This window comes from Paenibacillus sp. KN14-4R (assembly GCF_052180255.1).
Taxonomy (GTDB): Bacteria; Bacillota; Bacilli; order Paenibacillales; family NBRC-103111; genus Paenibacillus_AM.
In genome coordinates this window covers 2078105-2104287 of the sequence record NZ_CP197466.1, presented here as the reverse complement: position 1 = coordinate 2104287, position 26183 = coordinate 2078105, and the positions used below count along the sequence as shown (strand labels likewise).

The window sequence follows — 26183 nt, the reverse complement described above, 5'->3', positions numbered from 1 at the left end:
TAAGCGAAAATTCACCCCAACAAGCCGGATCATCGGTACATGACTCCAAAATGGTCATCATATCACTCAAATCTCTTGTGAATGAATCGATAATTTGAAACGAGTCATCCTGAAATGCGGATCGGTGTAATACAGACGCTTTTTATGTTCCACTCAAAGGGGACACAGTCACCCCTTATTAGATCCAACATAAATTAATTATCCCGATACAAATTTATTAGATCCTTCAATGCAGCTGCTGCCGCCCCTCGAGGACTTGATGAACCTCCGAACGCACAAACTGCACCCATTGTATCAGTATGGAAAACGATACCTTTATTGGTGCCGTCAACGGCCGCCAACATATGACCGGGACCGATTTCAGCAGGAGCGATGTTGATGTGAACTTTCCCATCCTGTTTATATGCTTTGGCAAGGAGCTTGAATTTCGTCCCCCTTCGTTTAGATTCAGCCATTTGCTCTTTGGTTAGTCGATCAATCCCCTGTATCGACAGATCCTTCAGCGAATAACGAGTACCAAGTAAATCATTAGACAATAAGAGAATTTTACAAGCACTATCTATCCCTTTTACATCCAAATCCGAATTGGTTTCCGCAATTCCTTTCTGCTGGGCAGTTCGTAATGCTTCTTCAAAAGAAAGACCTTCTTCATGCATGCGGGTTAAAATATAATTTGTCGTCCCGTTAAGGATCCCTTCGATCCCAACAATTTCGCTACCTGCTAAACTGATTTCACCAATATCCTTTGTTGGTAATGCTGCTGCAGTTGCACCACTATATTTTAATCTCACCTTATTGGCTTTTGCCACCTCGAAAACCGTATCATACCGTGCCACAAGCGCACCTTTGGAAATGGTTACAACATCCATCCGATTACTGAATGCTGTAATAATGTTGGTAAAACCCGGCTCGCCACTTTCTACATCCGTAGGGGTAGCCTCTACCAATACATCCGCTTTGCCGTAACTGTTCGTAAGCGACATGCGAAAATCATGAGCATAATCCGCTAACGATTTGGATCCCGGCTCGGCTTCAGACAAAATATCGATGTTCAATCCTTCATCCGAACAAATAAAACCATCCCGTCCTCCTACCGCTACCAGCCGTAATTCAAGATTGTAGTTCTCTTTAATAATTTCTGATTTCTCTCTTAAAAGATGAATAAATTCTCGGCCAACGGCGCCAAAACCGGTTAATACAATATTTTTTTTGCGCATGTACAATCCCCCCACATCCTCAACCTTATCAAATATACTATAAATACTGTAAAGTCACTCATTTTATCGAGTTTAGATAATCGCGTTTTGTTGGCAGTGCCCCGCAAAAAAAGCCGCACATCCCTAAACTCATAGGAACGTACGGCTCAAACTGCAATCCTCTATTCAATTCAGTCAACTTCCTTCACAATCGCAGTACCTTGACTCCAATAAAGCAGATACTTCGGATCATTCTTCAATTTGACATTAAACATCTTAAGCTGGTGCTCCGAAACTTCAAGCACTTCCCAAAGCACCTTACTCTCCTGTTCACGAAGTGAGGGATCTGCTAATAAATGCGCTTGTGCTTCTTCTTCCGAACTCCAATTCTGAACGCCATAATACGCCAGCTCATAATGATTCACAAGTATACGCGTATAGATTTGCTCACTATCACGATGTTGTAATACGAATGTCATGCCTAGCCCCCAAGCTTACAGATAAGGATTCTCGTGCTTCGCTTTCAAAATGGACCAACGACGCTCCACTTCTTCTTCGAACGATTTCAACATCTCCGCATAAGCTTCCTTCGTCATATGTCTGGTTTTACCCATTGTTTTGAGCCAGTCGCTCAATGGAATCTTCTTATTCTTGTCTTCTGGATTATACGTAATCGTAGTTACGCCATTTTCCACTTCATATAAAGGGAAGAAACAAGAATCTACAGCAGCATTGACGATATTCGTACCGTCCTCATCCTCTGATAACCAGTTTAGCGGACATGCAATGAGAATTTTACCATATACCATGCCTTCATTCTGCGCATACCACTGCGCTTTCGCAGCTTTCTTCACGAGATCCTGCGCATAAGCCTCACAGCCTGTGAACACATAGGGAATGTGAGTTGCAGCCATAATCTGAGCGGTATCTTTATGGTGGAATTGCTTTCCACCTTTCTTAGAACCAACATTCGAAGTCGAAGTACGGTGACCGATTGGTGTGGAATACGATTGTTGTGCACCTGTATTCATATAACCTTCGTTATCGTACTCGAGAATGATCATTTTGTGGTTGCGAAGTGCGGCTCCGATCGCAGGACCCATCCCGATATCCATACCACCATCACCTGTCACCATGACAAATGTGAAGTCGTCTTTCAGATTCAAGTGATCCAGTTCTCCACGGCGCTTACGCTCCCAGAACATTTCTACAACACCGGAAAGTGTAGCAGCGCCGTTTTGGAATAAGTTATGGATATAGGTCGCTTTATGCGCAGAGTATGGATATCCAGTTGTAACAACCATCGCGCAGCCGGTATGGAACAAGGCCACAATGTCCCCTTCAATTCCTTTGAAGAACAGCTCTAATCCTGAGAAAATACCACATCCCGGACATGCGCCATGACCAGGAGCGATACGCTTTGGCTTCTTCGTCAATGAACGAAGTGGTGGAATTTTCACAGCCAGTTTACCTGACTCCTCCTCTTGTTTTACTGTAATCAGACCTGTATTCAAGTCCTCATATTTCATCGGGTTAGTCACGCGCTGCGGTTTCTTTGCAGGATCTCCAGGCGTATGACCATAATAGTCAAATGGTACTTCGACTTTCCCCTTCTCTACGGCATCGATTGCAAATTGGAACAAATGGTGCCCGTCTTCCGCATAGAAATCTTTTCCGCCTAGACCATAAATCCGGCTAATGACCATCGTTGAGGAATTTCCATATGTGAAAAGAGCAGCCTTAATTTCATTCACCATATTACCGCCATGTGCCCCATAGGAATCAGCACGATCCCCAACTGTGATCGCTTTGACATTCTTAAGTGCTTCTGCAATCTCTTTTGCAGGGAATGGACGAATCATATTCGGAGCTATAGAACCGGCCTTGATTCCTTTTACACGTAGTTGATCCACAACGTCTTTAATAATTTCAGATGAAGAGTTCATTAGGAATACGGCAACATCCGCATCTTCCATACGATATAAATCAAGAACAGGATAATCGCGACCTGTAAGTGCCTTATACTCTTTACGAATACGATCGAACACTTCACCCGCATTGTACATAGCAACTGACTGCTGATAGCAGTTATTGATATAATCTGGTTCATTCATGTAAGGACCGACTGTAATCGGGTTGTCACGATCTAATGTATCGGGATAGCCAATTGGCGGCTGCTCGCCGATAAATCGATGCACATCCTCACGACTTGCAATCGTTTGTACACGACGCTTTTGGTGAGAGGTAAAGTAACCATCAGATGCTACGATAACAGGCAAGCGAACATCTGCATCTTCAGCTAGCTTAATCGCCATGATATTCATGTCGTACACCGCTTGTGGGTCACGACACATCAAGATTGGCCAGCCCGTATTTAAAGCATAGTATAAATCCGAATGATCGCCATGAATATCTAGAGGACCCGACACAGAGCGACATACGAGATTCATAACCATTGGAAAGCGAGTACCTGACTGCACAGGCATTTGTTCTAGCATATATAAATAGCCATTTGCACTTGTCGCATTAAATACACGTCCGCCTGCAGTAGATGCACCATAACAAATACCTGCAGAACCGTGCTCCCCATCAGCTGGGATCAATACGATATCATGCTGACCATTAACCTTCATCATATCTAAGAATTGAGCAACCTCAGTAGATGGGGATATTGGAAAATAACCCATCACATGATAATTAATCTGATGCGCAGCATAAGCTGCCATTTCATTACCAGATTCATATACGATCTTTTGCTCAACTGTACCTGGTTGAAGCTCTTTTTTCATATCAATAGCCACTGCAATTCCACCTCTCAAGAAAAATTAGTTCACTGCCCAATCAAAACGGTGAGGCACACGATTCTCATCTGCATACCCATCTGTTTCTCTTTCACTCGAGAGCGCATCCGTAGGACAAGCCTGGACACACTTCAAGCAGCCTTTGCAGTATTGATAATCAATACCTTGCAGGAACATTTGTGGACGACCTTTCTTATCCGGCTGCTCTTCCCATACGAAACAGAAATCTGGACAAACCGTGTCACACTGCGCACAGTGAATACATGCACTATCTTGAAAATGCGGCATCATTCCCGCACGAGAAATGCTCAAATCCTTCAAAATGCTATTTCCTGGATTTGTGATAACGCCGCCCATCGGTTGCGTTGCATAACCTAGGATCGGTGTATCCTGGCGCACAAAAGCAGGCATTTCTTCACCTTCTAGAAGCTCGAACGTTTGGAACGTCACTTCGCTGTATCCACGATCGAATGTACGAATCGCTGGTTGTACAGCTTGCGGATACTTTTTCTCTAGTGATTTACGAATAATGCCACGCATCATATCGGGATCTAGGAAGTCACACAACCGGAATAGTGCGCCAAGCATCGCCATATTGACTCTATTCTTCTCTTCGAGTGCGATACCGATGGCATCAACGACTGCGACGGTACCCCCATGCATTTTTAATTTTTCTTTGAGTTGTTCAGGTGTTTTAGTTGAATTGATCAGGACAAGGCTATCTTCATAAATTCCGCTAACGACATTGACTGTTTTTGATAACGATTCGTGGAATATGCCAACCACATGCGGCCGTTCAATTGGTGATGTATCACGGATGTTCGTGGACGCATCGCAGAATCGAATATAAGCTTTGACTGCAGACCCTTTTTTCTCTGAACCATAAGAGGAGAAACTTACCCCATTTAGACCAGCACCAACCACTCCCGCCTCTGCGAGCATTTTACCAGCCAAATTGGCACCAAGGCCTCCGATGGATTCCAATCTGATTTCAAAAAATCCAAGCTCATTCATTTTGGGTAAAGTAACCATGTGTTGACTCCTTTCGAGATAAAAACTGCATCAGCGAATTAGCGCAGATATTACACATATTCTAAGTATATTCGTAAAGTCCTCTTGGTTATCATAAATTTTGGAAGATAAAGTGTGGAAAACCCACAATTTCAGACTTTATTCGACCCAGAATATGGATTACTACCCCGTATGCAGCTTAATGGGTATCTTATGAATTTTACAGACTTGGAGGTATCTATGCTGTGGAAAATGTCGCAGAGCGTAATTCCATGAGGTGTACTACCCTCTTATCATAGCATATTTCACGGTCAATCATGGGTAAAATTAACATTTTTTCTAAGTCCGAGTTCCTCTTTCAGACATGGTTTAAATGGTGTTGAGTAAAGCTGCTTCGCATATGTATAACATAACAAATGTTATGTAAACAAATTAAAAGTCAGTCTCAATTTTCAGCTCTTCTATTTTTCCCTAGCGCATCTCCAAGACCATAATAATGTCTGAAATTATAGATCAGTGGACTCCATTTGGAAGGATCAATATGATTGTTCTCACGCAAAATTGTAGCATGCGCATGAACTTGTAACACCTGGGTTTCTATGATTGCAAAAAAAGGTGCGTACTCCGGAATACGAACTTCTTTTACCAATGCTTCAATCTGAATCGGACATTCCGAGATGCGTGTAGGTTTTATCGTAATCGAATCCAGTGATGTTAACCCACTACCTTGAAGCTTGTCTTTACAGTAGGTATAGCCCATCTCAAGCTTATAATCTGGTACGGGATTTGTACCTGTATAGGGTGAGATTTGCTCTACATTCTGCCACAAATCTGGGCTAGGTATATTGATTACACATTCTGGGTGACGTTTGATATTCTCAAAAGCTTTGCCACCAAGACCCAAACCAAGAATGATATTATCCCCTAAAGCCCACGAGGACGATAATGGCGAAATATTCGTAGTTCCATCTTCATTAAGGGTACTGAGTAAAATCACTGGATTACCGTAATACAAAATTTTAGGTTGAATAACAACTGTGCGATCCGCTTGTCTTGTCTGATTCATGTTCACTTCTCCTCTTGTTCATCAATTCCGATTTATTGTAAAATAGAAACACTTCCATGTTCATCGAAATATGGATTACAAGGAGGATTAATTCATGGCTGTTAACTCAAATGTAGCATTAATTGCTGCACTAATAAGCGAACCGTCTCGAGCAGTCATATTATCTGTATTAATGGATGGGAGACTGCATACGGCAAGTGAACTTGCTGCAAATGCACGAATAAAGCCGCAAACGGCAAGCTTTCATCTAGCCAAAATGGTCGAAGCGCAAGCTGTATCTGTCCAGCAACAAGGTAGACATCGTTATTACGGTATACAGAATCCAGAAGTTGCTCAAGTCATGGAGTCTCTCCTGTCTATAGCACCACCCGTTCAGATCAAATCATTCCGACAAGCAGCAGAAGATCAGGCTATACGCCAGGCTCGAACGTGTTATGATCATCTTGCAGGATATCTGGGGGTACAACTAACAGAGGCTTTGTGCAATCAGAAGATTATTGAAGAAGAAGAAGAAAAAAGTTATCACGTAACAAAAAAAGGCGAAGCCTTCTTTGCAGACTTGAACATCGATCTAGCTCAAGTCAAAACAAAGCGCCGCGCCTACTGTTTACAGTGCCTAGATTGGAGTGAACGCCGTTATCACCTCGCGGGAGCGTTAGGAAATGCGATTCTTGAAAGGTTACTAGAACTGAATTGGATTGAGCGGATGCCCAAGACTAGAGCTATTCAAGTCACGCCACAAGGTAAAATTGGGTTTAAGAACACTTTTTCCATTGTTTTTCATGATGAGGCAAGTAACTAACCCCACTGTTTCAATCGTCTCTCCCTTATTTGGCAACTGGTACGGCTTGAAGAACTTCTTCCAAAGTTTTACCATTTTTCGCTACGTCAGCAGCTAATTTCTTACCTACATATCGCAGATGCCATGGCTCGTATTGGTAACCTGTAATTGATTCTTTTCCCTTGGGATAACGGATAATGAATCCATATTCATGCGCATGAACAGCCAACCATTTGGCTTCTTTCGTATCCCCGAAGCAATTCTCAGCCGCACATTTTCCATCACTACCTGACACATCAATCGCAAGTCCAGTCTCATGTTCACTATGACCAGGAACTGCGCTATACGTCTTTGCTTTCGCTTCTCCGTCTTTTTTCACATAATTATTGAATAACGTAACTTGCGTTTTGTGGGAGCGATAAGCAGATACACCTGCTAAAGAAATTCCATCTTTCTTCGCTCCTGCAAACATTTGCTCTAATGCACCTGCTGCTTCTTTTCGCATCATACGCTTCTCTATTTTTTCGTTAAATGTAAAGGGAACACTTGGATAGACCAAATCTTTTGGCTCGTAATTGTCAGGTAAAGCGAATTGTTTATTCACAAGAACGGTGATCGCTTGTGGATCAGCCGCCTCTTTCGTATCCCCCTTTACAGGAGGTTTACTTGCCTCTGGACTACCACTAGGTTGAGGAGAAGGGCTTTGTTTAGCGCTCTCCACTGCTTTTGTCTCTACAGGCCCTTTTGTTTCCACAGGTTCTTTTGTTTCTATAGGTCCTTTTGTCTCCTTGGGTTCATTCACAGCTTGTTTACCATCACCACAACCCACGATTGATACAGCACAAACAAGAATGAGAGCGGTAAGCGCTATTTTCTTTTTCATATTATCCTCCTAAGTAAAATTATCTCTTTTTCACCTATATTATCACTTCCAAAAGTATGAAATGTAACAAAAAAGATACAATAACAGGTATGAAGAAAGGATTGTGATCCCGTATGATTACAAGGTTTCGAACGTGCTCTGCCTTCTTGTGCATTGCCCTACTTGTCAGTCTAACCGCCTGCTCCCTAACTAATAATCAAACGCAAAGTCCGATAACATCACCTGATACAGCAATATTAAGCACTTCTGCTCCAGTCTCCGGCCCTAAAACTCTGTCACCACAATCAATGGATGATCCCATTATGCAGCAAGTCTCTCAGCTTACTCTTGACGAGAAAATCGGTCAGCTTGTGCTTGTAGGTGCAGATCATTGGACAGGTGACGATCATACACAGACATTAATTGAAAAGTACAAGGTCAGTGGATTCGTATTATTTAAAAGAAATATTCAAGACCAGTCGCAAGCCCTTAAGCTTGTGAATGATCTCAAACAGGCCAACTCATCAAACAAAATCCCATTAATCATGAGTATCGATGAAGAAGGGGGCAAAGTAACTCGCCTACCCGATTCCTATCTTGGACTTCCGAATAATAGCGTAATTGGACGCGTAAATAACGAAATATTCGCCTATGAATTTGGTAAAAGATTGGCAGATAAAGTGAAATCTATCGGTCTCAACGTGAACTATGCACCTGTTCTCGATATTAATAGCAATCCACAAAATCCAATAATCGGTGTACGTGCATATGGTAATACACCGAATCTCGTAAGTCAGCTCGGTCTACAAACGATGAGAGGTATTCAATCCGAAGGTGTTGTATCTGTCGTAAAACACTTTCCTGGGCATGGTGATACATACATCGATTCACATGTCGGTTTGCCCGTTGTGGATCATGATATCCAGCGATTAAAAAAATTTGAATTCGTCCCTTTCATTAATGCCATTAATAATGGCGCGGATGCCGTAATGGTTTCCCATATTCTCATCTCCAAAATTGACGCTAAGAATCCCGCTTCTTTATCCAAACCGGTCATCACTGACTTACTTCGTAAAGACTTGAACTTCCAAGGCGTTATCGTCTCAGATGACTTGACCATGGCTGCAATTACCTCGCAACATGAGATTGGAGATGCAGCTGTTATGGCGATTCAAGCGGGTACTGACCTCGTCATGGTATGCCATGAGTATGATAATCAGACAAGAGTTCTTCATTCACTCAAAAGAGCCGTTGAAAACGGTGAGATCACGACTGAACAATTGAATCACAGTGTCGCTCGCGTCTTGAAAATGAAGGACAAATACAACATGCAGAACTCCCCCACCACATCTGTTTCTGTTGAGACAATGAATCAATCCATTCAAGACTTATTGACGAAGTATTTGAAATAATACATAACTAATGTTATGTAAACAATAGCAGTCTCATACGCCCATTGACATGAAGATGCAGACGGGTGTAGTATTTCAATGTAAATAGTAAACGACCTCGTTAGGTGAGGCTCCTATACAAACACAGGCCACTGCCCGGAAACATCGAAAGATGCCAATGGGTAGAACAGGGATTGCCGGATTAAGGCTTTTCATAAGGTGGCTAAGAGATTCTCCATTTCTTTACGTTGTGTAGTGCTAAAACTCGACTAGGGGGAACCCGTTTAAGTGTTTTTTTCACGCGCTTATTCACAATCCTTCTAGGAGAACCTAGAGGGATTTTTTAATGCTGAAAGGGGTGATTATTCACATGGACAGTAGTCCGAGTAGGTTGTTTTATCAAAATACACGAATTTGTCCTGTGAAGAGCAGGAACTCGTTTTCCTCGATCACCTATACAGCTTGCATAACCCGATTTGTCCATTATAGGTAAAAATCAGGCTTATTCAGTATGGCAATTTAGGATGATTGAATCAAATCGAGTTCCGAAGCCATTGGCTCTCCTTCAGGGAGAGTTTTTTTGTGTCCAATTTCGAAGGTGGAGGAATGAACTATGACAATTACAAATCGTTTGATTGATGCATCTTTTTGTCTGACTGAAGATTTATTGGAGGAATTAAATTCATCACACAACGGGTTACAGGAACCCGAATGGGAAGAAAGACTGGAGCAATACGGAAAAAATCAAATTGCACACGACAAACCGCCAGCATGGTATGTGCAACTGCTCTTTTGCTTCAAAAACCCATTCATACTCATTCTAATTGCCCTAGACCTATTCTCTATTCTTACAGAGGATACCAAAGGGGTGATCGTTATCAGCACGATGATTGTAGTCAGTGTGCTGATCACATTTACCCAAGAATATCGTTCGATTCGAACGGTCGAGAAACTAAAAGCGATGGTAGGAACGACAGCCACCGTAACACGAAATGGAATAAAACAAGAAATCGACATGGAACTCCTTGTCCCAGGTGACATCATACACCTTTCCGCAGGAGATTTGGTTCCTGCTGATGTCAGACTGCTGAGCTCGAAAGATTTGTTTATCAGTGAATCCTCTCTTACAGGCGAGTCTCTCCCCATTGAAAAACAGGATTCCAATTTCAAATCCAAGACCAATAAAACCCAACGTCCTTATCATACCAATCCGCTAGAGCTTGGAAACATGTGTTACATGGGTACGAATGTCGTAAGTGGCACCGCTACTGCTATTGTCGTATCCACTGGTGCTTCAACTTACTTTGGTTCTATGGCCAAAACATTGACGGGTACGCGTCCGCTAACGAGCTTTGATAAAGGTGTTAGCAGCGTTACCTTCGTCCTAATCCGCTTCATGCTTATTATGGTACCTATTATTTTCTTCATTAATGGCTTTACGAAAGGTGATTGGTGGGATGCCCTGCTGTTTGGTCTATCGATTGCAGTTGGTCTAACGCCTGAAATGCTCCCTGTTATCGTGACAACGAATCTTGCAAAAGGCGCATCTGTCATGGCCCGTAAAAAAGTAGTCGTTAAACGACTTAATGCAATTCAAAATTTTGGAGCCATGAATATATTGTGCACAGATAAAACAGGCACGCTGACGGAAGATAAAATCATTCTAGAAACATATATGGACATCAATGGGAATGAAGATTTGAAAGTACTCGAATATGCCTATCTCAATAGCTATCATCAGACTGGTCTCAAAAATTTATTAGATGTTGCCGTATTGAAGCATGTTGAACTAACAGAAGTTCTCGGTGTCGAAAAGAACTATGCCAAAGTGGATGAGATCCCTTTTGACTTTAATCGCCGCAGAATGTCTGTTGTGCTAGAGAAAATCAACCACCATCACGTTTTAATTTGCAAAGGTGCGATGGAAGAAATTCTTGGTTGCTGCTCCCATGTCTTGGATAAGAAGGAACGCAAGGAACTTACACCACATATCGCACAACAGGTGCAGCAAAAAGTGCACGATATGAACAATGATGGACATCGCGTCATCGCAGTTGCAGTCAAAAAGCTTACACCACACAATGAGCCATACAGCAAACATGATGAAGTGAATCTCACTCTAATTGGCTTTGTTGGATTCATTGATCCACCCAAGGAAACAGCTAAATCTGCGATACATGCTCTGACCGAAAACGGAATCGCAATAAAAGTGCTTACCGGTGATAACGCCGCGGTTACACGGAAAGTTTGCATGGATGTAGGACTTTCCGTAGACCACATTGTGCTGGGTAGCGAGATTGACCAATTGAATGATAGCCAATTGGCTGATCTAGCTGAACAAACGACTGTATTCGCCAAGCTAAATCCTTTGCAAAAATCTAGAATTGTGAAAGCCTTGCAATCCAAAGGTCATACAGTCGGGTTTATGGGTGACGGCATTAATGATGCAGCTTCACTACGTGCAGCAGATGTGGGGATTTCCGTGGATACAGCCGTAGATATTGCCAAGGAATCAGCAGATATTATCTTGCTTGAGAAGAATTTAATGGTCTTGGAAGCCGGTGTTATTGAAGGTCGCTTAACATTCGGAAATATTATTAAATATATCAAAATGACAGCTAGCTCGAACTTCGGAAATGTGTTTAGTGTGTTAGGCTCTAGCTTATTCCTACCGTTTCTCCCTATGCTCCCTATCCATCTTCTCATGCAAAATTTATTTTATGATATTTCGCAATTATCAATTCCGTGGGATCGAATGGATAAAGAGTTTTTAAAGCAGCCACGCAAATGGGATGCAAAATCTGTCGGAAGATTCATGCTGTTTATTGGACCGATCAGCTCCATTTTCGATTATGCAACCTACTTCTTGATGTATTTTGTCTTCGCAGCAAATACCGTTGGAAGTCAATCCTTATTTCAATCTGGATGGTTTATTGAAGGTCTGTTGTCACAAACATTAATCGTGCATATGATTCGTACGGAGAAAATTCCCTTTTTCCAAAGCAGAGCTAGTATGCCAGTAATCGTGTTAACCAGCTTTATTATGGTAGCAGGAATCTTCATCCCTTTTAGTGCTTTCGGAGCAAGCGTTGGGTTGGAGCCATTGCCTCTAGCCTACTTCCCTTGGTTGGTTGTCATTCTGTTAGGATACTGTTTTCTTACTCAATTTATTAAAAAATGGTACATTCGCAAATTTAATGAGTGGCTATAAGTTAAAACATAATTAATGTTATGTAAACAAATCTATTTACCAAAAAAAGGGCTCTACTTTCCTTTCGGATTTGTAGAGCCCTTGCCTTGTCTTACTTATTTAAAAAACTTCACGCGGTCTTCAAGTGGATTGAATGTTTTCTCGCCTGGCTCCGCAGTTGGTTTACCAAATGGCATTTGAGCCATCAACTTCCAAGTGCTTGGTAGATCCCAAGTAGCTTTTACTTCGTCATCAATTAGTGGATTGTAGTGCTGTAAAGAAGCACCTAAGCCTTCACTTTCAAGAGCTGTCCAGATTACGAATTGCAGCATTCCTGAAGATTGGTTAGACCAGATTGGGAAGTTATCTGCATACGCTGCAAAGTTAGTTTGCAGATAGTCGATTACTGCTTGATCTTCGAAGAACAATACAGTGCCATAGCCGCTGGAGAAGCCATCCATTTTATCATTTGTAGGACCAAAGTTCTCTGCTGGAACGATCTTTCTTAATGTTTCACGCGTCATGTTCCAAAGTTTATCGGATTGCTCACCGAAAAGTACTACGACTCTTGCACTTTGAGAATTAAATGAAGATGGTGTATGTTTCACTGCATCATTCACGATTGCTTGGATTTGCTCTTGGGATACGATCTCTTCCTTACCAATTGCATAATACGTACGTCTTTCTTTTACTGCGGATAAGAATGTGTTGCTGCTCATGATAAATGACCTCCGATATTAGTTAAATTCTTTAATTAACTCGACTATGAATAGCGACTTACTTTTTGTTCTTACCTTTCTTTTATTATGCATCTCATTTCTTATGTTGTCAACACCAAAATAAAAAGCCAACGATCTCTACAAGAAGATCATTGGCATTTTTCCCTTTTTCCAAACAAACCATTCAATCAAACTTACGTACTCCTGGGAACATGAATGCAATCGCTACAATCACAACGCCTACCCCAGCAAGGATTGAAGTTGTTGCGAGACCACCTATTGCTTCAGCAAGCCAACCCGCACCCAAATAACCAAGTGGCAGAAGCGCAAAGGAGCCGAACATGTCTAAGCTAACGACCCTTCCAAAAGCCTCTTCTGGTACCAGTTCTTGCAAACTTGTCTCCCATATTAAACCGAAGATCATGATACCAAATCCTTCAAGCACCATTAACCCCATCAACAATGGTATCCAACTCACGAACGGTATGGCGAATAGCACCAATCCAGATAGCATGACACCCCCATAAGCGATAATCCCGCGATAACGCCACTTCGCCTTCGAACCAAATACGAATGCGGCGAGTAAGCCTCCCACGCCTGCAAATGTCATCGCGAGTCCATAATATACGGGTTCTAAGTGATGATGTACGTTAAATAACCATGGGATCAACACACGCTGGACGCCACCGAAACAAATATTAATAAACGCGAATGCAATGATCGTAAACCATAACCAAGTGTGCGATTTAAGAACAGCGACGCCTTCTACCCAATCCTTTTTAAAATCATAAGACTTGGATTTAGGAAGCTCCGCACTACTCATCTTCATTAAATTTCTTAAGAGATAGATACAAATAAATGACGCGACGAACGTTAAACCATCAATGCCTAGCCCCACTCCCGCTGACATGACTGTCAGGATCACTCCGCCAAGTGTAGGACCTAATAATCGGATTCCTTGACCACTAACTTGTGATAAAGAAATGGCTGCATTGCGAATTTCGGGCGTGTATATCTTGGCTCGAATCGCTGAGGATGCTGGACCAGACAACGCATCTGTGATGCCGAATAAAGCAACAAATACGTATATCATCTCTATGGTCAGTACATCCAATATGTATACGATCATCATTCCAAATAACAGGATAAATCCGATCAAATCCGTAACCATCACTATTTTCATGCGATCCAAGCGATCCACAATAACTCCTGTGAATGGAAGCATAATCACTTTCATCAACATCGAGATCGCTACTGTCGTCCCCATTGCCATGGTCGATCCTGTAAGAGATAACACCATGATAGGGAGAATGACCATCGTGATCGAACTCCCCAGCATATTGAGCATCTTACCGATCCACAGCAATCGAAATGGACGAGACTGAGTGATGGGCATGATTAGATTTTGAAAATAAGACGGTTGCGGTTTACTACTTTCTACGATCTCTGTCTGCATCAAGCTTCTCCTTTTTTGAATAATAAGAATATTATAGTTGGACTACGCCACCATCTGGATCGATGATGTGCGATGCTGCTTGTGTTCGCGGCTAGACTTACTTCTAATCTGATTCTGAGCGATTCCAATCACGACTGCAGGCGTCATGCCGTCGATTTGCAGCAATTGGACAAGATGGACGATATCCCCTTGTTGGTACGCCGTTGCAAGGGATTGCAGCAATGCCCGTGTACGCTCTTTTTCCGGTAAAATAGAGTCATCCTGCTCAAGCTCGTATCGAACTTTCTCAAGGGCCAGCCGCGCACGATGCAAGGAGGCTTTAATCGCGCCTTCAGTTGTGTGCAGCATGTGAGCTGCCTCCGCACTGGAGTAACCAAACACATCTCTTAAGAAGAAAACGGCACGCTGCAAAGGAGATAAATGTTTAATTATAGATTCAAGCGCTTGCTCGATCTCATACCATGTATGATCATGCAAAGCTGTATGAGCGAATTCTTCAGAGCTTAAACGCGAATGTTCCTGCTTCATGATTTTCTCATAAGTTATTTTTCGGCGAACTTGATCAATCCATGTATTCTTAGCAATCCGCATGAGAAGTGCCTCGACATTCATATGCCCGTTACCTTCTAACGTTCCGACTGCCTTCAGCCATGTTTCCTGCGCAAGATCCTCTGCATCCCATTTGGAACCTGTCAAAGATAAACAATAGCGGTTCACGACAATCTGCAGCTGCTTCAAATCTCCATTCTTTAATTGCTCTCCCATCCATCATTCTCCTTTACACGTTCAGATTGATCCTTAATACGTAAACGAATAAAAGCATTAGAAAGATACGTGATTCATTATACATCTTAATCCCCATAATGGACCATAAGATCCGTGAGCTGCTTTTTCATACAATTCAATATCTCTGCTGAATCTTTCAATATTACTTCTTTTCCTAAGTGTATTAAAAATTTTGCAAAGTACAACATGTCATGTTTCGGAATATGACCTTTAAGCCAGCCCGTACCATCCTCTCTTATATGAAGCATGGGAACAGACCCGGGATCAGCTTCGCACGCCTCAACCCCATTCTTAGTCAGTTCCGCAAAAATAGGGACAGACGGACTCTCCGTTTGACTATTCGAACCTCTATTTTCAAGGTGATTGTCCCCCAAATCCATTGGTTGTCGTTCTGAATGCGTTACTGAAGAGATTCGATCACAGCGGAACACACGAATATCTTCCCCTTGATAAGAGTATGCCCGACAGTACCATAGCCCGCTTCTGGTGTAGATACCAATGGGTTGTATCTCTCGACTTGATCGTTTCACGCCAGATTCATAATCGATGAGTAACACCTTTTGACGTACAGCTGCATCGAGCAAGATTGGAAGGTAAGGAGATTGGGCATTTCGAGTAGGGGTTACAAAATCAACACGGGCCTTCATTTGATCAATTCGAATCCTCATATCTTGAGGCAAATAATGATAAAACTTCCTCAGTGCAGAGATGGATTCCGATTTAAAGGGCAAAGAGGAATAGTGCCGTAAGGCATGGATGGAAAAAAATATCGCAACCGCTTCTTCCTCAGTGAAAGCAATCGGAGGCAGAATCCTTTCCTTTAACAACCCGTAACCGCCATGAGGACCCACTTCAGAATACAAAGGCACCCCTAGCTCTCCCAGCTCTTGTAGATCCCTTAATATCGTCCTTTTGGAAACACCGAATTCATCCGAAAGTTCTTTGACCGTAAACTTACGCTTTTGATTCACGACCATCATAAGTTCCATCAGTCTTTTAGATTTGGACATTGCTTCTCTCCTACTTTTAAAAATGATTTTTAATAGTGACAATAGTTGTCACTATTATCTGCTATTGTTGAAACATAAAGCAATTGAATCTTTAAAAATTAGAGGAGGAACTAACATGCAAAGGAAATATTTCAAATCAGGCGATATGACACTCTCTTATCTCGATTTTGGAGGAAAATGTCAGAATGTATTACTTCTGCTACACGGCCATATGAATGATGCCAGAACCTTTTCCGAGCTAGCATCTAAGTTGTCCAAGGATTGGCGGGTAATTGGATTAGATCAACGTGGTCATGGATGGAGTAATCATTCACCTGAATTAGATTACTCAAGAGAAGGCTACCTTTCAGACGTGCTCAACTTGATTCGCACCGAATTAGGCGGGCAACCTGTAACGATCTTGGGTCATTCTTTAGGCGGAGCAAATGCGTATCAATTCGCGTCGCAATATCCGGAGTATGTTCAAGCTGTCATTGTAGAAGACATCGGTGTGGAAATTGAACATAACTTATCCTTTGCAGAGAAGCTGCCTGCGCGTTCAGCTTCCTTACAAGAACTTAGAGAATCACTTGAACAAGTTGGGATTAGAGCGATTGATTATTTTTCAGAAAGTGTATTTGAAGATGAACTTGGTTGGGGTTTCCGCTCAGATCTCAAGGGAATGCGCGTATCACAATTAAACCTGAATGGCAATTGGTGGGATGACTGGCTAGCCTCTTCATGTCCAGCCCTGCTTATTCAAGGTCAAAATAGCTTTGTTCTAAAATTAAATCACGCAGAGCACATGGTGTCAAAAAGACCTAATACAAAACTTGCAGTATTTGAAAATTGTGGTCACGGTGTTCATTCCGATGACCCTGAGGGCTATTATCAGGTCGTCAAAAAATTCCTTGACGAGCTGTGAGCCTTTTCCAAATGACATCCGTATCTTTTGAAAGATGCCACTCGTTTACCGAGTGTAAAGCAAATTTCACTTTAACGGAGGTCATAACCATGAGTACCTATATGCCTTATGTAATTGAACAATCCAGCCGCGGGGAGCGATCCTATGATATTTACTCCCGCTTACTGAAAGACAGAGTCGTGTTCCTCGGCTCAGCCATTGACGATCAGGTTGCAAATAGCATTACGGCTCAGTTACTTTTCTTGGCTGCTGAAGATCCGGAGAAAGAAATTTCGCTGTATATCAACAGTCCTGGCGGATCAACCTCTGCGGGCTTTGCCATCTATGATACAATGCAGTTCGTTAAACCACCAGTACATACCATTTGTACGGGAATGGCTGCTTCTTTCGCGGCGATCCTTCTACTTGCAGGTGAAAAAGGTAAGCGTTTGGCTTTACCGAACAGTGAAATTATGATCCATCAGCCGCATGGTGGTGTACAAGGTCAAGCCAGTGATATCGCCATCAGTGCCAAACGCATCCTTAACATCAGAGAGCGTCTTAACAACATTACCGCTGAACGAACAGGTCAACCGATTGAGAAAGTGAACCAAGATATGGATCGGGATTACTTTATGTCCGCTGCAGAAGCAGTTGAATATGGGATTATCGATAAAGTAATCACAAGTTTATAAGTTTACACTCATCCCCCATCTATATACGAACAATAGCCGGTTTCCTTCTATTTCAGATGAAGGAATACCGGCTATCGCTATTATTTAATCATATAAAATATTACTTCGCTCCACTCGCCTGCTTTGGACCCCTAGAAGGTATGATCATGCGATCATTACTCATCCAGAATGCAAAGACGAAAGTTAGGACCGCAGGAACGATTGCCCACATGAAAGTCTGCGCGATTGAACTTGAAAGTGCGCTAGTTATTTTATCCAGAACAAAGGATGGAATTTCGGATCTTTTCACAGGGTCCAGCATTTCTCGCGGGTCTCCACCTAGATTACCAGGTGCTCCATTCCCACCTCCAAATGCATCAGTCATCTTCGTTGTGAAAGCATTCCGTTGAATAATTCCATAGATCGTAATCCCAACGGTCATCCCGAAGGAACGTACGAACGCAATTGTCGAGTTCGCGGCGCCGCGCTGTGCAGCGTCAAAATGATGGATACCCGCCATACCAAGCACGGAGAATGATGCTCCTGTTCCAAGACCCAAAACGATCATAAACATCGTAATCGTGGTACGCGACGTATCTTGCGTAATCGTACTTAGCAAAACCATTCCTGTAATGAAGATCAACGTAAAGATGATCATAATATTACGATAACTCATTTTGGTCGATAAGAATCCACCTAGTTGAGCAGAGACTGTCGTCCCTAACATCATTGGCAATAAAATGAGACCTGAGTTCGTTGCACTACCGCCTGTTACACCTTGAATGAAGATTGGAATGTATACCGCAGCTACGATAAAGCCCGCTCCATATAACAAACCAACAATCGTACTGCCTGCGAACAAGCGATTGCGGAACATCGGGAACGAAATAATCGGCTCTTCGACTTTCGTCTCGATCACCAGGAATGCAATGAACATGACAGCAAACCCTGCAAATAGACTTAAAATCTGTGTGGAGTCCCAAGCGTATTTATTACCGCCAAGTTCCAAGGCGAACATCAAACATACGATGGCCGCAATAAGTGTTGTAGCGCCCCACCAGTCGATTTTTTGCTTCGCATGCTGCAGCGATTCTTTATAGAACATACCTATGAATACTAAGGCAACGATACCGATCGGCACATTAATGAAGAACACCCAGTGCCAGCTTAAGTAATCTGTGATATAAGCGCCAAGCAGTGGACCAAAGATACTTGAAAGTCCGAATACGGCTCCGAATAATCCACCCATTTTTCCCCGTTTCTCAACAGGGAACACATCAAAAATAATTGTAAAAGCAATCGGCATCAATGCCCCGCCACCAATTCCTTGGATCGCGCGGAAAACAGCGAGCTGCTCGATACTTTGTGCAAAACCACATAACACTGAGCCAATCAAGAACATGATAATGCCAAACATGAAGAATCGCTTACGACCATACATATCGGACAATTTACCGAAGATTGGCATTGATGCCATTTCAGCTACCATGTAGGCAGAAGTCACCCACACGAACTTATCCATGCCCCCTAGATCACTTACAATCGTACCCATTGCTGTTGCAACAATCGTATTATCAATTGCTGCAACGAAAATGCCAAGCATTAAACCGGCTACGACAAATCCTAATCTACTTTGCTTACTTGTCACAATCTTCTCTCCTCATTCCTTTATATAGACAGACCCTTTATTATACTATACGACTAAGGCCAACGTCAGCACCTTTATCTTGTTCATACCGACCTTTATATTCCACAAGATCAATTTCACAACCTGGTCCTATCGTCACATTCGTACCGCGTACAACCTTGGCTTTGGTATATTCCAGGTAAATTTCATCGCCTTCAATCGTATTGACATGCAGCTCATTGTGATAAGATTGGAAAAGTGTTTTAATCATTTTGAAGACACTTATGCCAAGCAAGTTGCGTCTAACTTCAATTTGATCACAACCAATTTCTCTAACATGTGCATCACCATGGAGCTGAATATTAACTTTTCCCACATTCAACAATCCATCAATACGGAAACCACCTTTTACCTCAAACCTCTCCGCAGAGCAATCCTCTTTCAGTTCAAGTGCTCCATCGAGCTCGATATCTTCTGCAACGAGTCGTCCATCGGCCTTAAAGTGACCACTTATTTTAATATTTTTGACACTAACGTCCCCGTCGACTCTCATCGATCCGCTAATTTTTAAATCATCCGTTGTTACATTACCATCAATATTCGCCGAACCACTAATCTTCATATTCCCAGCTTGCACATTCCCATATACATCTCCACTTCCGCTGCAGCGGAATTCTTGACATTGAACATCATCAGTCACTTTACCACTACCACTAATTCTAACCTTCTGAAAAACCCCTCCACCCGAGCTGCCTGACCCGTTTATTACTAAATCCCTAGATCTTTCTCTCATCGTTATATCCCCTCCACTTGATTTAATTTCATTTTCAATTCCTCCATACATCCGCTTAAATTCATACGGACTACAACCTTCACACTGCGTTCAAAATACCACTCGCTGGGGCTAACAATGAGTAAGAATGACGAAACCCCCATTTTTCGAATAAGTAAAAGCTCACACGATTTCCCTTCAATTTGAGGCAGGTGATCATTCAGTGTCTGAATTAATAGGCTACCTTCTTCTAGATTAATTTCGCCAGTCTGGAGTAAATAATCAAGCACATACATAATCAGTATCTGAGTAAAAGAAAACGAATCCACTTTCCCGTTCTGTTTCGTGTAAAAATCTAAAGATGATGATAGAACAATGTTTCGTTTTATTAACTGTTCTTTCGTTAGAACCATGTCCCCTGTTATCGGGGAAAACACATCTGCAAGTGCATCTAACGATAAATCGTCCTTCATGTTCTTTATTTTATCAATACGAGCGAGAATTTTATTTTTCGGAAAGAAGGTTTCTTGCCCAGTAAATGTTGATTTTCTAATAAACCACTCTTCAGGGATCAAGTTCTTACGTTTCCATCGATACAATTGACCATATGAAATTTCAGTTCGTTCAAGCAGATCCTTTTTAGAAATGAGATCTTGCTCCATATATATCCCCCCTTCTTCAAAATGATTGTAACATAACACTGTTACACTGTAAATGGGTGGATTTAGTGCGAAACAGAGCATAATCGAGTTCTTTTTGCTATAATTTAGCTTGTATAGCGTTATTTGAAATGTTACGGAGGACCTGATATGAACATACAGAAAATTCGCGATCGTGAAGAATTAGATCAGAGGCTCGTACACATGCCGTGGTATGTAGATAAATTCATTCATCATAAACTGCCCGATTTATCCCCTTCCTCGTTACTTGAATATGTCCGAGATTACGATACCTTCTTGGGCTGGCTGCGTCAGGAAGGGCTAACTGCTGCACGTACTATTCGAGATATTCCATTGGCAGATTTAGAAAAACTTCATATGGACAGTATCGATACATTCCGTTCCTACTTATCCACGAAAAAAGAGATGCCTAATGCGAAAATCACGATCACACGCAAGCTCTCTTCACTTCGTTCTTTGTTCCATTATTTAAGCCAAATTGCCGAGGATGAGAACTTCTACCCCCTGCTTAAACGTAATGTAATGGCCAAGGTAGAGATACGTCGCACGAACAAATCAAAAGATATCGCCTCTAAGCTTGAGGGCAAGCTGCTGCAGGAGCATGAAATTACGGAGTTTATCAATTACATACGTGAAGGCTATGGTTCAGATGTTGTGGATAACAAGCAGGCGCACTACGCTCATCAGCTCAATAAGACGCGTGATGCATGTATTGTTTCTCTCATTCTACATTCGGGGCTGCGTGTGTCAGAGACGACTAATCTGACCTTAGATGATCTAGATATGAAGAAACAGACCGTGTATGTGTACCGTAAAGGAAATAATGAAGGCACATTCAAGACACGTGTCTTCTTTCGCCAAGATGCATTAGATGACCTATCCCATTACTTATCAATTCGCGAGACCCAATATTTGCCCCCTAAAAAGGAAAAAGCCTTGTTCCTCACCATCCCCAATGGCAAGAAACAAGGGCAAATGATGTCCAAACGTGCCATCCAAGAGATGGTCATGAAATATGCTAAGCGGTTCGGCAAACCGTATTTAACCGTACATAAGCTGCGCCACTCGTTCGCAACTGACTACTACTTACAGAACGATTTGTACAAAACACAAGAACAGCTCGGCCACGCTTCCCCCGACACCACTCAAATCTATGCGCATCTCACGGATAAGACGATGGCAGAGGCGATTGATAACCGGAAGGAATAGATTGGTGAGTTACAAATATCGAGAAATTATTCGAACTAACTTCCCAGGAAAATCATTTAGATTTGTAATATCTAAAAATCTCTCTTTTCCATAGATATGACTAATTACATCCTTATCTTGGCCAATGGCGGCTGCTAGAAATGTTAATCCTTTTCGTTCGTACTCGGATATTGTCATCTGCATGTCTTGGGCCGCATAACTTCCGGTATAGTCGTCCATTGCTTTGGGCTGCCCGTCACTTATGCTAATCAATAGCTTTGTCTCTTGCGGTGAAACAGCTAACCGTTCGGCCATAATTCGAAGCGCCATTCCGTCCCGATTATTACTCCTAGGGCGAATTCCCATCAGTCTGAATCGATCATTTGGATCGGTTTTATGAAAGTCGGTATATGCAAAAATAGACATTTGCTCCATTTTGGAAACATCCGCAGTATCACCATAGATCAATATGGGAATATTGCAAATTTGACAAAATTCATATACCGCAATCACTGCGCGCTTTGCCGCCTCCAATCTTCCAAAAGCAGCCATCGATGCTGATTCATCGACCCTCAGACCGACCACAAGTGAAGGGGATTCGGTTGGAGGGCGTTTCTTGGCAAAATACCTGTAATCCTGATAAGCAATGCTATCTGCCTGAAACTTGCTGCCATAATAATGATACCTTGCAAATTCAGAAGAAGTCTCCTGTTCCAACAACGGTAGCGTTTTTCTGGCTATTTCCTGTACGACAGGCATAAGCTCCTTACTTAGGCTGACGTACTCCTGCTTACTTTCAAGAACGTAATCCGGACGGTGAACGATCAGCTTTACACCCTTATGAATCGATTCGGACACAACCTGCCGTACATCTCGATTCAGCTTTTTACGGAAATCACGCTCTTTTTGTTTGGCATCCTCTGACATGAGATCAGGATTTGCCTGATGAACCTTAGGAGAACCATTCTCCCCCAAATCCGAACTTTCCATATGTTTGGAATCATCGGAATCACCATCAGATGAGCTTTCGTCGCTTTCAGATAATTTTTTAAATGCGATACCGGCTTCCTCTTTATTATTGTCATGGTCAAAATTGGGGGCGTCTATTTTCCCCCATGTTCGGATTTCGACGGTGTCAAAAATTTGTTTTTTTTTAATCCAATCTCAACTTCATCCATTCTTTCCAACAAACCCTGTTGTTTAAGTGCTTCTTCCAATATTTTAATTTCCTCGGAATCAGTTGTGATCTTGTAGATGACTTTATGATACAGAGATTCAATTCCAGAAGCACCTCCAGCCACCGCATCTACCCAGTAGAAATAAGAACGCATGCCTGCCACGCCTTTAATCGCATTAGCTCGAGCTGTTTTGTCCAGAACAATAATGGCATCTGCAAAAGTGTCCAGAACTTGCTCATTCTCATAACTGGTTTTAGCCATTGCACGTTCAATCATGACTTCTTTGGTTGGTAGGTCCATCTTTTCCGTATGCTGAACCCTGTCACGCAGTGCTTCGTTTAGCGGTCTAGACCCTGCATAACTGCGGTTGGTTGTAATGACCGCTATAAAGTCTGGGTGTCTGCGTATGATTTCTGTAGGAAGGTTGATGCTCCCATCCAGCTCTAATGCCGAATTTAGCGCCATTAACACCGCGGCATCGCGAATGACGTTGGGTTCTTGGATTTCCAAAAGATATCCTTTCTGATAGGCCCGCACAATTTCAGAAGGATAGAACCGATACTCCACTGCTTCACCCTCGGTATTTTCCGCAGCCAGCTTCAGTATGTGCTTCATTTTTAAGGCAGCTATCTCCTGCGTAACCCCCAGAACGTCCATCAATACTTCAGTTGCGCTGTGAAAGCCATCGCTTTCATATAATGCCTTCAAAGCCTCTTGGTCATCTGCGTCCAACTTCTTTAATCTTTCGGAGGATATAACTGGCAAGATAGCCCCCATAATATCCGATTTATCCATATCGGCAAAACAGGTTACTTTCGTATACGGCAGTCCGAAATTAGCCGACAATGCTTTAGCTAGTTGGGTTTTGCCGGAACCGGCATCACCCTCCAGCAAAATATTAGTGATTTTCATTTCCCCGCGATTCCAATTACGTTTTATTTCTTTACAAATGCGCCGTTCTTCTTCGCTGACTTTATGAGATAACGGCTTTAACCACACAAGTTCTTTTTCAGCATCAGTCAATTGTCTTGCGGGTGACAAAACATATTCAGGGTCATTCATGATATTTCTCCTTTCCGAAGAGTTTTATAATGATGGGCCACTCTCAGCTTTGCTTTTTTTCCGGGCAATAAGAGGGATTAGTACAAGTGCACCGGCAATAATCAGACTACCACTCACCGCATACACCACCAGCAGAGAAAACGTATCCTTCAAATAGCCGGATATGAACATACCAATCACCATCATCCCCATAAAAACAGGAGTGATCGCTCCGGATACTCGGCCGATAAATGCTCCTTCCGTGTTCCGTATAATAAGCGTCTGGATACCCCCTTGAATGCAGGGGTAGAACAAACCGCTGATCGCCAAAAGGACGAATGTCAGCCAAATCATTGTAGACGCTCCTATTCCGATCGTACAGACGGCGCTGACAAGCAAGCCTACCATGAGCAGCAGCTGCGGCTTTACCTTTTTGGCTATTCCTATGATGGCAACGCCGCCTGCCAACATGGCTATCCCATTGGTCATAACCAACCACTGAAGAAATTGTTTATCCCGTCCCAATTTCTCGATGGCAATGAAGATCTGAAGCGGCTGAGTCAGTCCTGCAGCCAATCCGACAGCCGCGAAAGTTAAGCTTAGCGTTCTTAAGGATTGATTGGACCCGATATACCGCATTCCGGCCGTCAGCTCCTTTATGAAGCCGCCGGCATCCCCAGACTTCGGTTCCTCCTCGTCACGGGGAAGCGACGATAATACAAGTGAAGACCCAAGGAACAGAGCTGCCGTTAGGATCAGAGATACGTTAATTCCAAACTGTATGAAAATAAACGTGCCGATGACCGGACCCAAAACGGTAAAGACAGCGACTACAGTTTGGGACATCGCCATTACGCCCTGCAGTTGTTCACTTGGCACATGCCGCTTGTAAAGTTTCATGGCTGAAGGCTGAGAAAACTGAGACAAGCTGGCGGAAACAAATGATCCGATGAGAAGTGCAATCCATCCACCATTCATGATGGCAAGCAGCACAGCTACAACGGACAAGGAAGACAGCAGATCGCTCCATACCATTGTCCGTTTCGGCAGCCATCGGTCAGCAAAGGTCCCACCAATAAGGCCGAATAGAAAGATTGGAGCGAATTCCGCAACCGAAATCAGTGATACATAAACCGGACTATTATTCGTCAATTCTGTAACATAAAGAAGGACGGCATAATTTCGAATCCAGATTCCTAGCTGCAGCAGCACCCGGGACAGGATGACGGTTCGAACGTATCGATTGGAGAGCACGTTAATACCCCATATCTTTTAAAATTCTTGATAACGTACGCAGCCGTTCACCGATCATCTCACCGTCATCACTTAGAGCTTGATTGAACAGCTTGATATCTTCATTGATTTTGTCATTATCTGTACATATTGCCACAGTCATGGCATCCCCTTGTAGTCCAATTCGGTCGATAACGGGATTTTGCGGATCATATAGATGCTCGTATCTGTAAGCTTCGCGAAAATGCGATAAGGACCGACAAATGAGAATGGATAAATCAATAACGCGATGGAGAGGCAGCTCTTCCGATTGTCTGGACCATTTTTCTCCCGTATATCTCCATACTTTGGCCGAAATATCGACCTTTCCTCTATCGTTCCATTGGGCCAATCCCAAGGAAAGACCTTTCGCATCTGTGTTTCTGGCAGTTCTGCCGTCAACCTGCTCATAATTTTCGGACACGACAACAGGTTTATGCTTCAAGGTAGTAGGTATTTTCATTATTTTCCCCCTCTTTTCATTTACTAAATTACTAACTTACTAAATTACTAAATCATCGTATCTTATAATTCATCATTAGTCAATTTGTTATTAATCCATTTTTTGTACCAGGATACCCCCCCTCTAATGTTAAAAA

Annotated in this window: 23 protein-coding genes and 1 riboswitch; of the genes, 6 read left to right on the top strand and 17 right to left on the bottom strand. The window is 42.6% G+C overall.

Annotated features, from left to right (window positions below; all coding sequences use genetic code 11):
* Window positions 1-194 precede the first annotated feature (194 nt).
* The 5 genes from ACSBOP_RS09945 to ACSBOP_RS09925 form a co-directional block, all read right to left on the bottom strand.
* Window positions 195-1217: a homoserine dehydrogenase gene (locus tag ACSBOP_RS09945; RefSeq protein WP_442604250.1), complete on the bottom strand. Its 1023-nt coding sequence runs from the start codon at window positions 1215-1217 to the stop codon at window positions 195-197.
* A gap of 170 nt (window positions 1218-1387) precedes the next feature.
* On the bottom strand, window positions 1388-1675 hold the full coding sequence (locus tag ACSBOP_RS09940; protein ID WP_442604249.1) for a hypothetical protein: 288 nt from the start codon (window positions 1673-1675) through the stop codon (window positions 1388-1390).
* A 15-nt stretch (window positions 1676-1690) separates the two neighbouring features.
* Window positions 1691-3985, bottom strand: coding sequence for a thiamine pyrophosphate-dependent enzyme (locus ACSBOP_RS09935; protein WP_442604436.1), 2295 nt, complete (start codon window positions 3983-3985; stop codon window positions 1691-1693).
* A 36-nt stretch (window positions 3986-4021) separates the two neighbouring features.
* Window positions 4022-5029 carry a 2-oxoacid:acceptor oxidoreductase family protein gene (locus ACSBOP_RS09930; protein WP_442604248.1) on the bottom strand — a complete coding sequence of 336 codons (1008 nt, stop codon included), beginning with the start codon at window positions 5027-5029 and terminating at the stop codon, window positions 4022-4024.
* Between the two features lie 424 nt (window positions 5030-5453).
* The gene (locus ACSBOP_RS09925) at window positions 5454-6074 is read right to left on the bottom strand and encodes a flavin reductase family protein (protein ID WP_442604247.1); all 621 of its coding nucleotides are present in this window, start codon (window positions 6072-6074) and stop codon (window positions 5454-5456) included.
* A 94-nt stretch (window positions 6075-6168) separates the two neighbouring features.
* Here ACSBOP_RS09925 and ACSBOP_RS09920 point away from each other — a divergent pair, with 94 nt between their 5' ends.
* A complete protein-coding gene (locus ACSBOP_RS09920; RefSeq protein ID WP_442604246.1) occupies window positions 6169-6876 on the top strand; it encodes an ArsR/SmtB family transcription factor in 708 nt (235 codons plus the stop codon).
* A 25-nt stretch (window positions 6877-6901) separates the two neighbouring features.
* On the opposite strand, the gene ACSBOP_RS09915 is transcribed toward ACSBOP_RS09920, so the two are convergent.
* Window positions 6902-7738 (bottom strand): M15 family metallopeptidase, encoded by an 837-nt coding sequence (locus ACSBOP_RS09915; protein ID WP_442604245.1) that lies wholly within the window; start codon window positions 7736-7738, stop codon window positions 6902-6904.
* Window positions 7739-8040: 302 nt separating this feature from the next.
* Here ACSBOP_RS09915 and nagZ point away from each other — a divergent pair, with 302 nt between their 5' ends.
* Window positions 8041-9129, top strand: a complete 1089-nt coding sequence (gene nagZ / locus ACSBOP_RS09910; protein ID WP_442604244.1) for a beta-N-acetylhexosaminidase — start codon at window positions 8041-8043, stop codon at window positions 9127-9129.
* A gap of 89 nt (window positions 9130-9218) precedes the next feature.
* A riboswitch (M-box (ykoK) riboswitch) is annotated at window positions 9219-9392 on the top strand.
* A gap of 329 nt (window positions 9393-9721) precedes the next feature.
* A complete protein-coding gene (gene mgtA, locus ACSBOP_RS09905) occupies window positions 9722-12319 on the top strand; it encodes a magnesium-translocating P-type ATPase (protein ID WP_442604243.1) in 2598 nt (865 codons plus the stop codon).
* Window positions 12320-12414: 95 nt separating this feature from the next.
* On the opposite strand, the gene ACSBOP_RS09900 is transcribed toward mgtA, so the two are convergent.
* From ACSBOP_RS09900 to ACSBOP_RS09885, 4 genes are all read right to left on the bottom strand, one after another.
* Complete coding sequence (locus tag ACSBOP_RS09900) at window positions 12415-13017, bottom strand: nitroreductase family protein (RefSeq protein WP_442604242.1); 603 nt, start codon at window positions 13015-13017, stop codon at window positions 12415-12417.
* 184 nt (window positions 13018-13201) lie between these two features.
* Entirely contained in the window at window positions 13202-14473 is a 1272-nt protein-coding gene (locus ACSBOP_RS09895) for an MFS transporter (RefSeq protein WP_442604241.1), read from the bottom strand.
* A gap of 42 nt (window positions 14474-14515) precedes the next feature.
* Window positions 14516-15238 carry an RNA polymerase sigma factor gene (locus tag ACSBOP_RS09890; RefSeq protein ID WP_442604240.1) on the bottom strand — a complete coding sequence of 241 codons (723 nt, stop codon included), beginning with the start codon at window positions 15236-15238 and terminating at the stop codon, window positions 14516-14518.
* 86 nt (window positions 15239-15324) lie between these two features.
* Entirely contained in the window at window positions 15325-16269 is a 945-nt protein-coding gene (locus tag ACSBOP_RS09885) for a helix-turn-helix transcriptional regulator (RefSeq protein ID WP_442604239.1), read from the bottom strand.
* A 115-nt stretch (window positions 16270-16384) separates the two neighbouring features.
* On the opposite strand from ACSBOP_RS09885, the gene ACSBOP_RS09880 reads away from it, so the two are divergent.
* Window positions 16385-17173 (top strand): alpha/beta fold hydrolase, encoded by a 789-nt coding sequence (locus ACSBOP_RS09880; RefSeq protein ID WP_442604238.1) that lies wholly within the window; start codon window positions 16385-16387, stop codon window positions 17171-17173.
* A gap of 89 nt (window positions 17174-17262) precedes the next feature.
* Entirely contained in the window at window positions 17263-17847 is a 585-nt protein-coding gene (clpP, locus tag ACSBOP_RS09875) for an ATP-dependent Clp endopeptidase proteolytic subunit ClpP (protein ID WP_442604237.1), read from the top strand.
* Between the two features lie 100 nt (window positions 17848-17947).
* On the opposite strand, the gene ACSBOP_RS09870 is transcribed toward clpP, so the two are convergent.
* The 3 genes from ACSBOP_RS09870 to ACSBOP_RS09860 form a co-directional block, all read right to left on the bottom strand.
* Window positions 17948-19429: an MDR family MFS transporter gene (locus ACSBOP_RS09870; protein ID WP_442604435.1), complete on the bottom strand. Its 1482-nt coding sequence runs from the start codon at window positions 19427-19429 to the stop codon at window positions 17948-17950.
* A gap of 85 nt (window positions 19430-19514) precedes the next feature.
* Window positions 19515-20246, bottom strand: a complete 732-nt coding sequence (locus ACSBOP_RS09865; protein ID WP_442604236.1) for a polymer-forming cytoskeletal protein — start codon at window positions 20244-20246, stop codon at window positions 19515-19517.
* Window positions 20247-20248: 2 nt separating this feature from the next.
* Window positions 20249-20887 carry a YhbD family protein gene (locus ACSBOP_RS09860; protein WP_442604235.1) on the bottom strand — a complete coding sequence of 213 codons (639 nt, stop codon included), beginning with the start codon at window positions 20885-20887 and terminating at the stop codon, window positions 20249-20251.
* A 147-nt stretch (window positions 20888-21034) separates the two neighbouring features.
* Between ACSBOP_RS09860 and xerS the strand changes: the two genes are divergently transcribed.
* Window positions 21035-22114 carry a tyrosine recombinase XerS gene (gene xerS, locus ACSBOP_RS09855; protein WP_442604234.1) on the top strand — a complete coding sequence of 360 codons (1080 nt, stop codon included), beginning with the start codon at window positions 21035-21037 and terminating at the stop codon, window positions 22112-22114.
* A gap of 9 nt (window positions 22115-22123) precedes the next feature.
* On the opposite strand, the gene ACSBOP_RS09850 is transcribed toward xerS, so the two are convergent.
* From ACSBOP_RS09850 to ACSBOP_RS09835, 4 genes are all read right to left on the bottom strand, one after another.
* A complete protein-coding gene (locus tag ACSBOP_RS09850; RefSeq protein WP_442604233.1) occupies window positions 22124-23083 on the bottom strand; it encodes a vWA domain-containing protein in 960 nt (319 codons plus the stop codon).
* Between the two features lie 113 nt (window positions 23084-23196).
* Entirely contained in the window at window positions 23197-24333 is a 1137-nt protein-coding gene (locus tag ACSBOP_RS09845) for an AAA family ATPase (RefSeq protein ID WP_442604232.1), read from the bottom strand.
* A 24-nt stretch (window positions 24334-24357) separates the two neighbouring features.
* Entirely contained in the window at window positions 24358-25566 is a 1209-nt protein-coding gene (locus tag ACSBOP_RS09840) for an MFS transporter (protein ID WP_442604231.1), read from the bottom strand.
* A 1-nt stretch (window position 25567) separates the two neighbouring features.
* Window positions 25568-26047: a DUF6530 family protein gene (locus tag ACSBOP_RS09835; protein ID WP_442604230.1), complete on the bottom strand. Its 480-nt coding sequence runs from the start codon at window positions 26045-26047 to the stop codon at window positions 25568-25570.
* Window positions 26048-26183 lie beyond the last annotated feature (136 nt).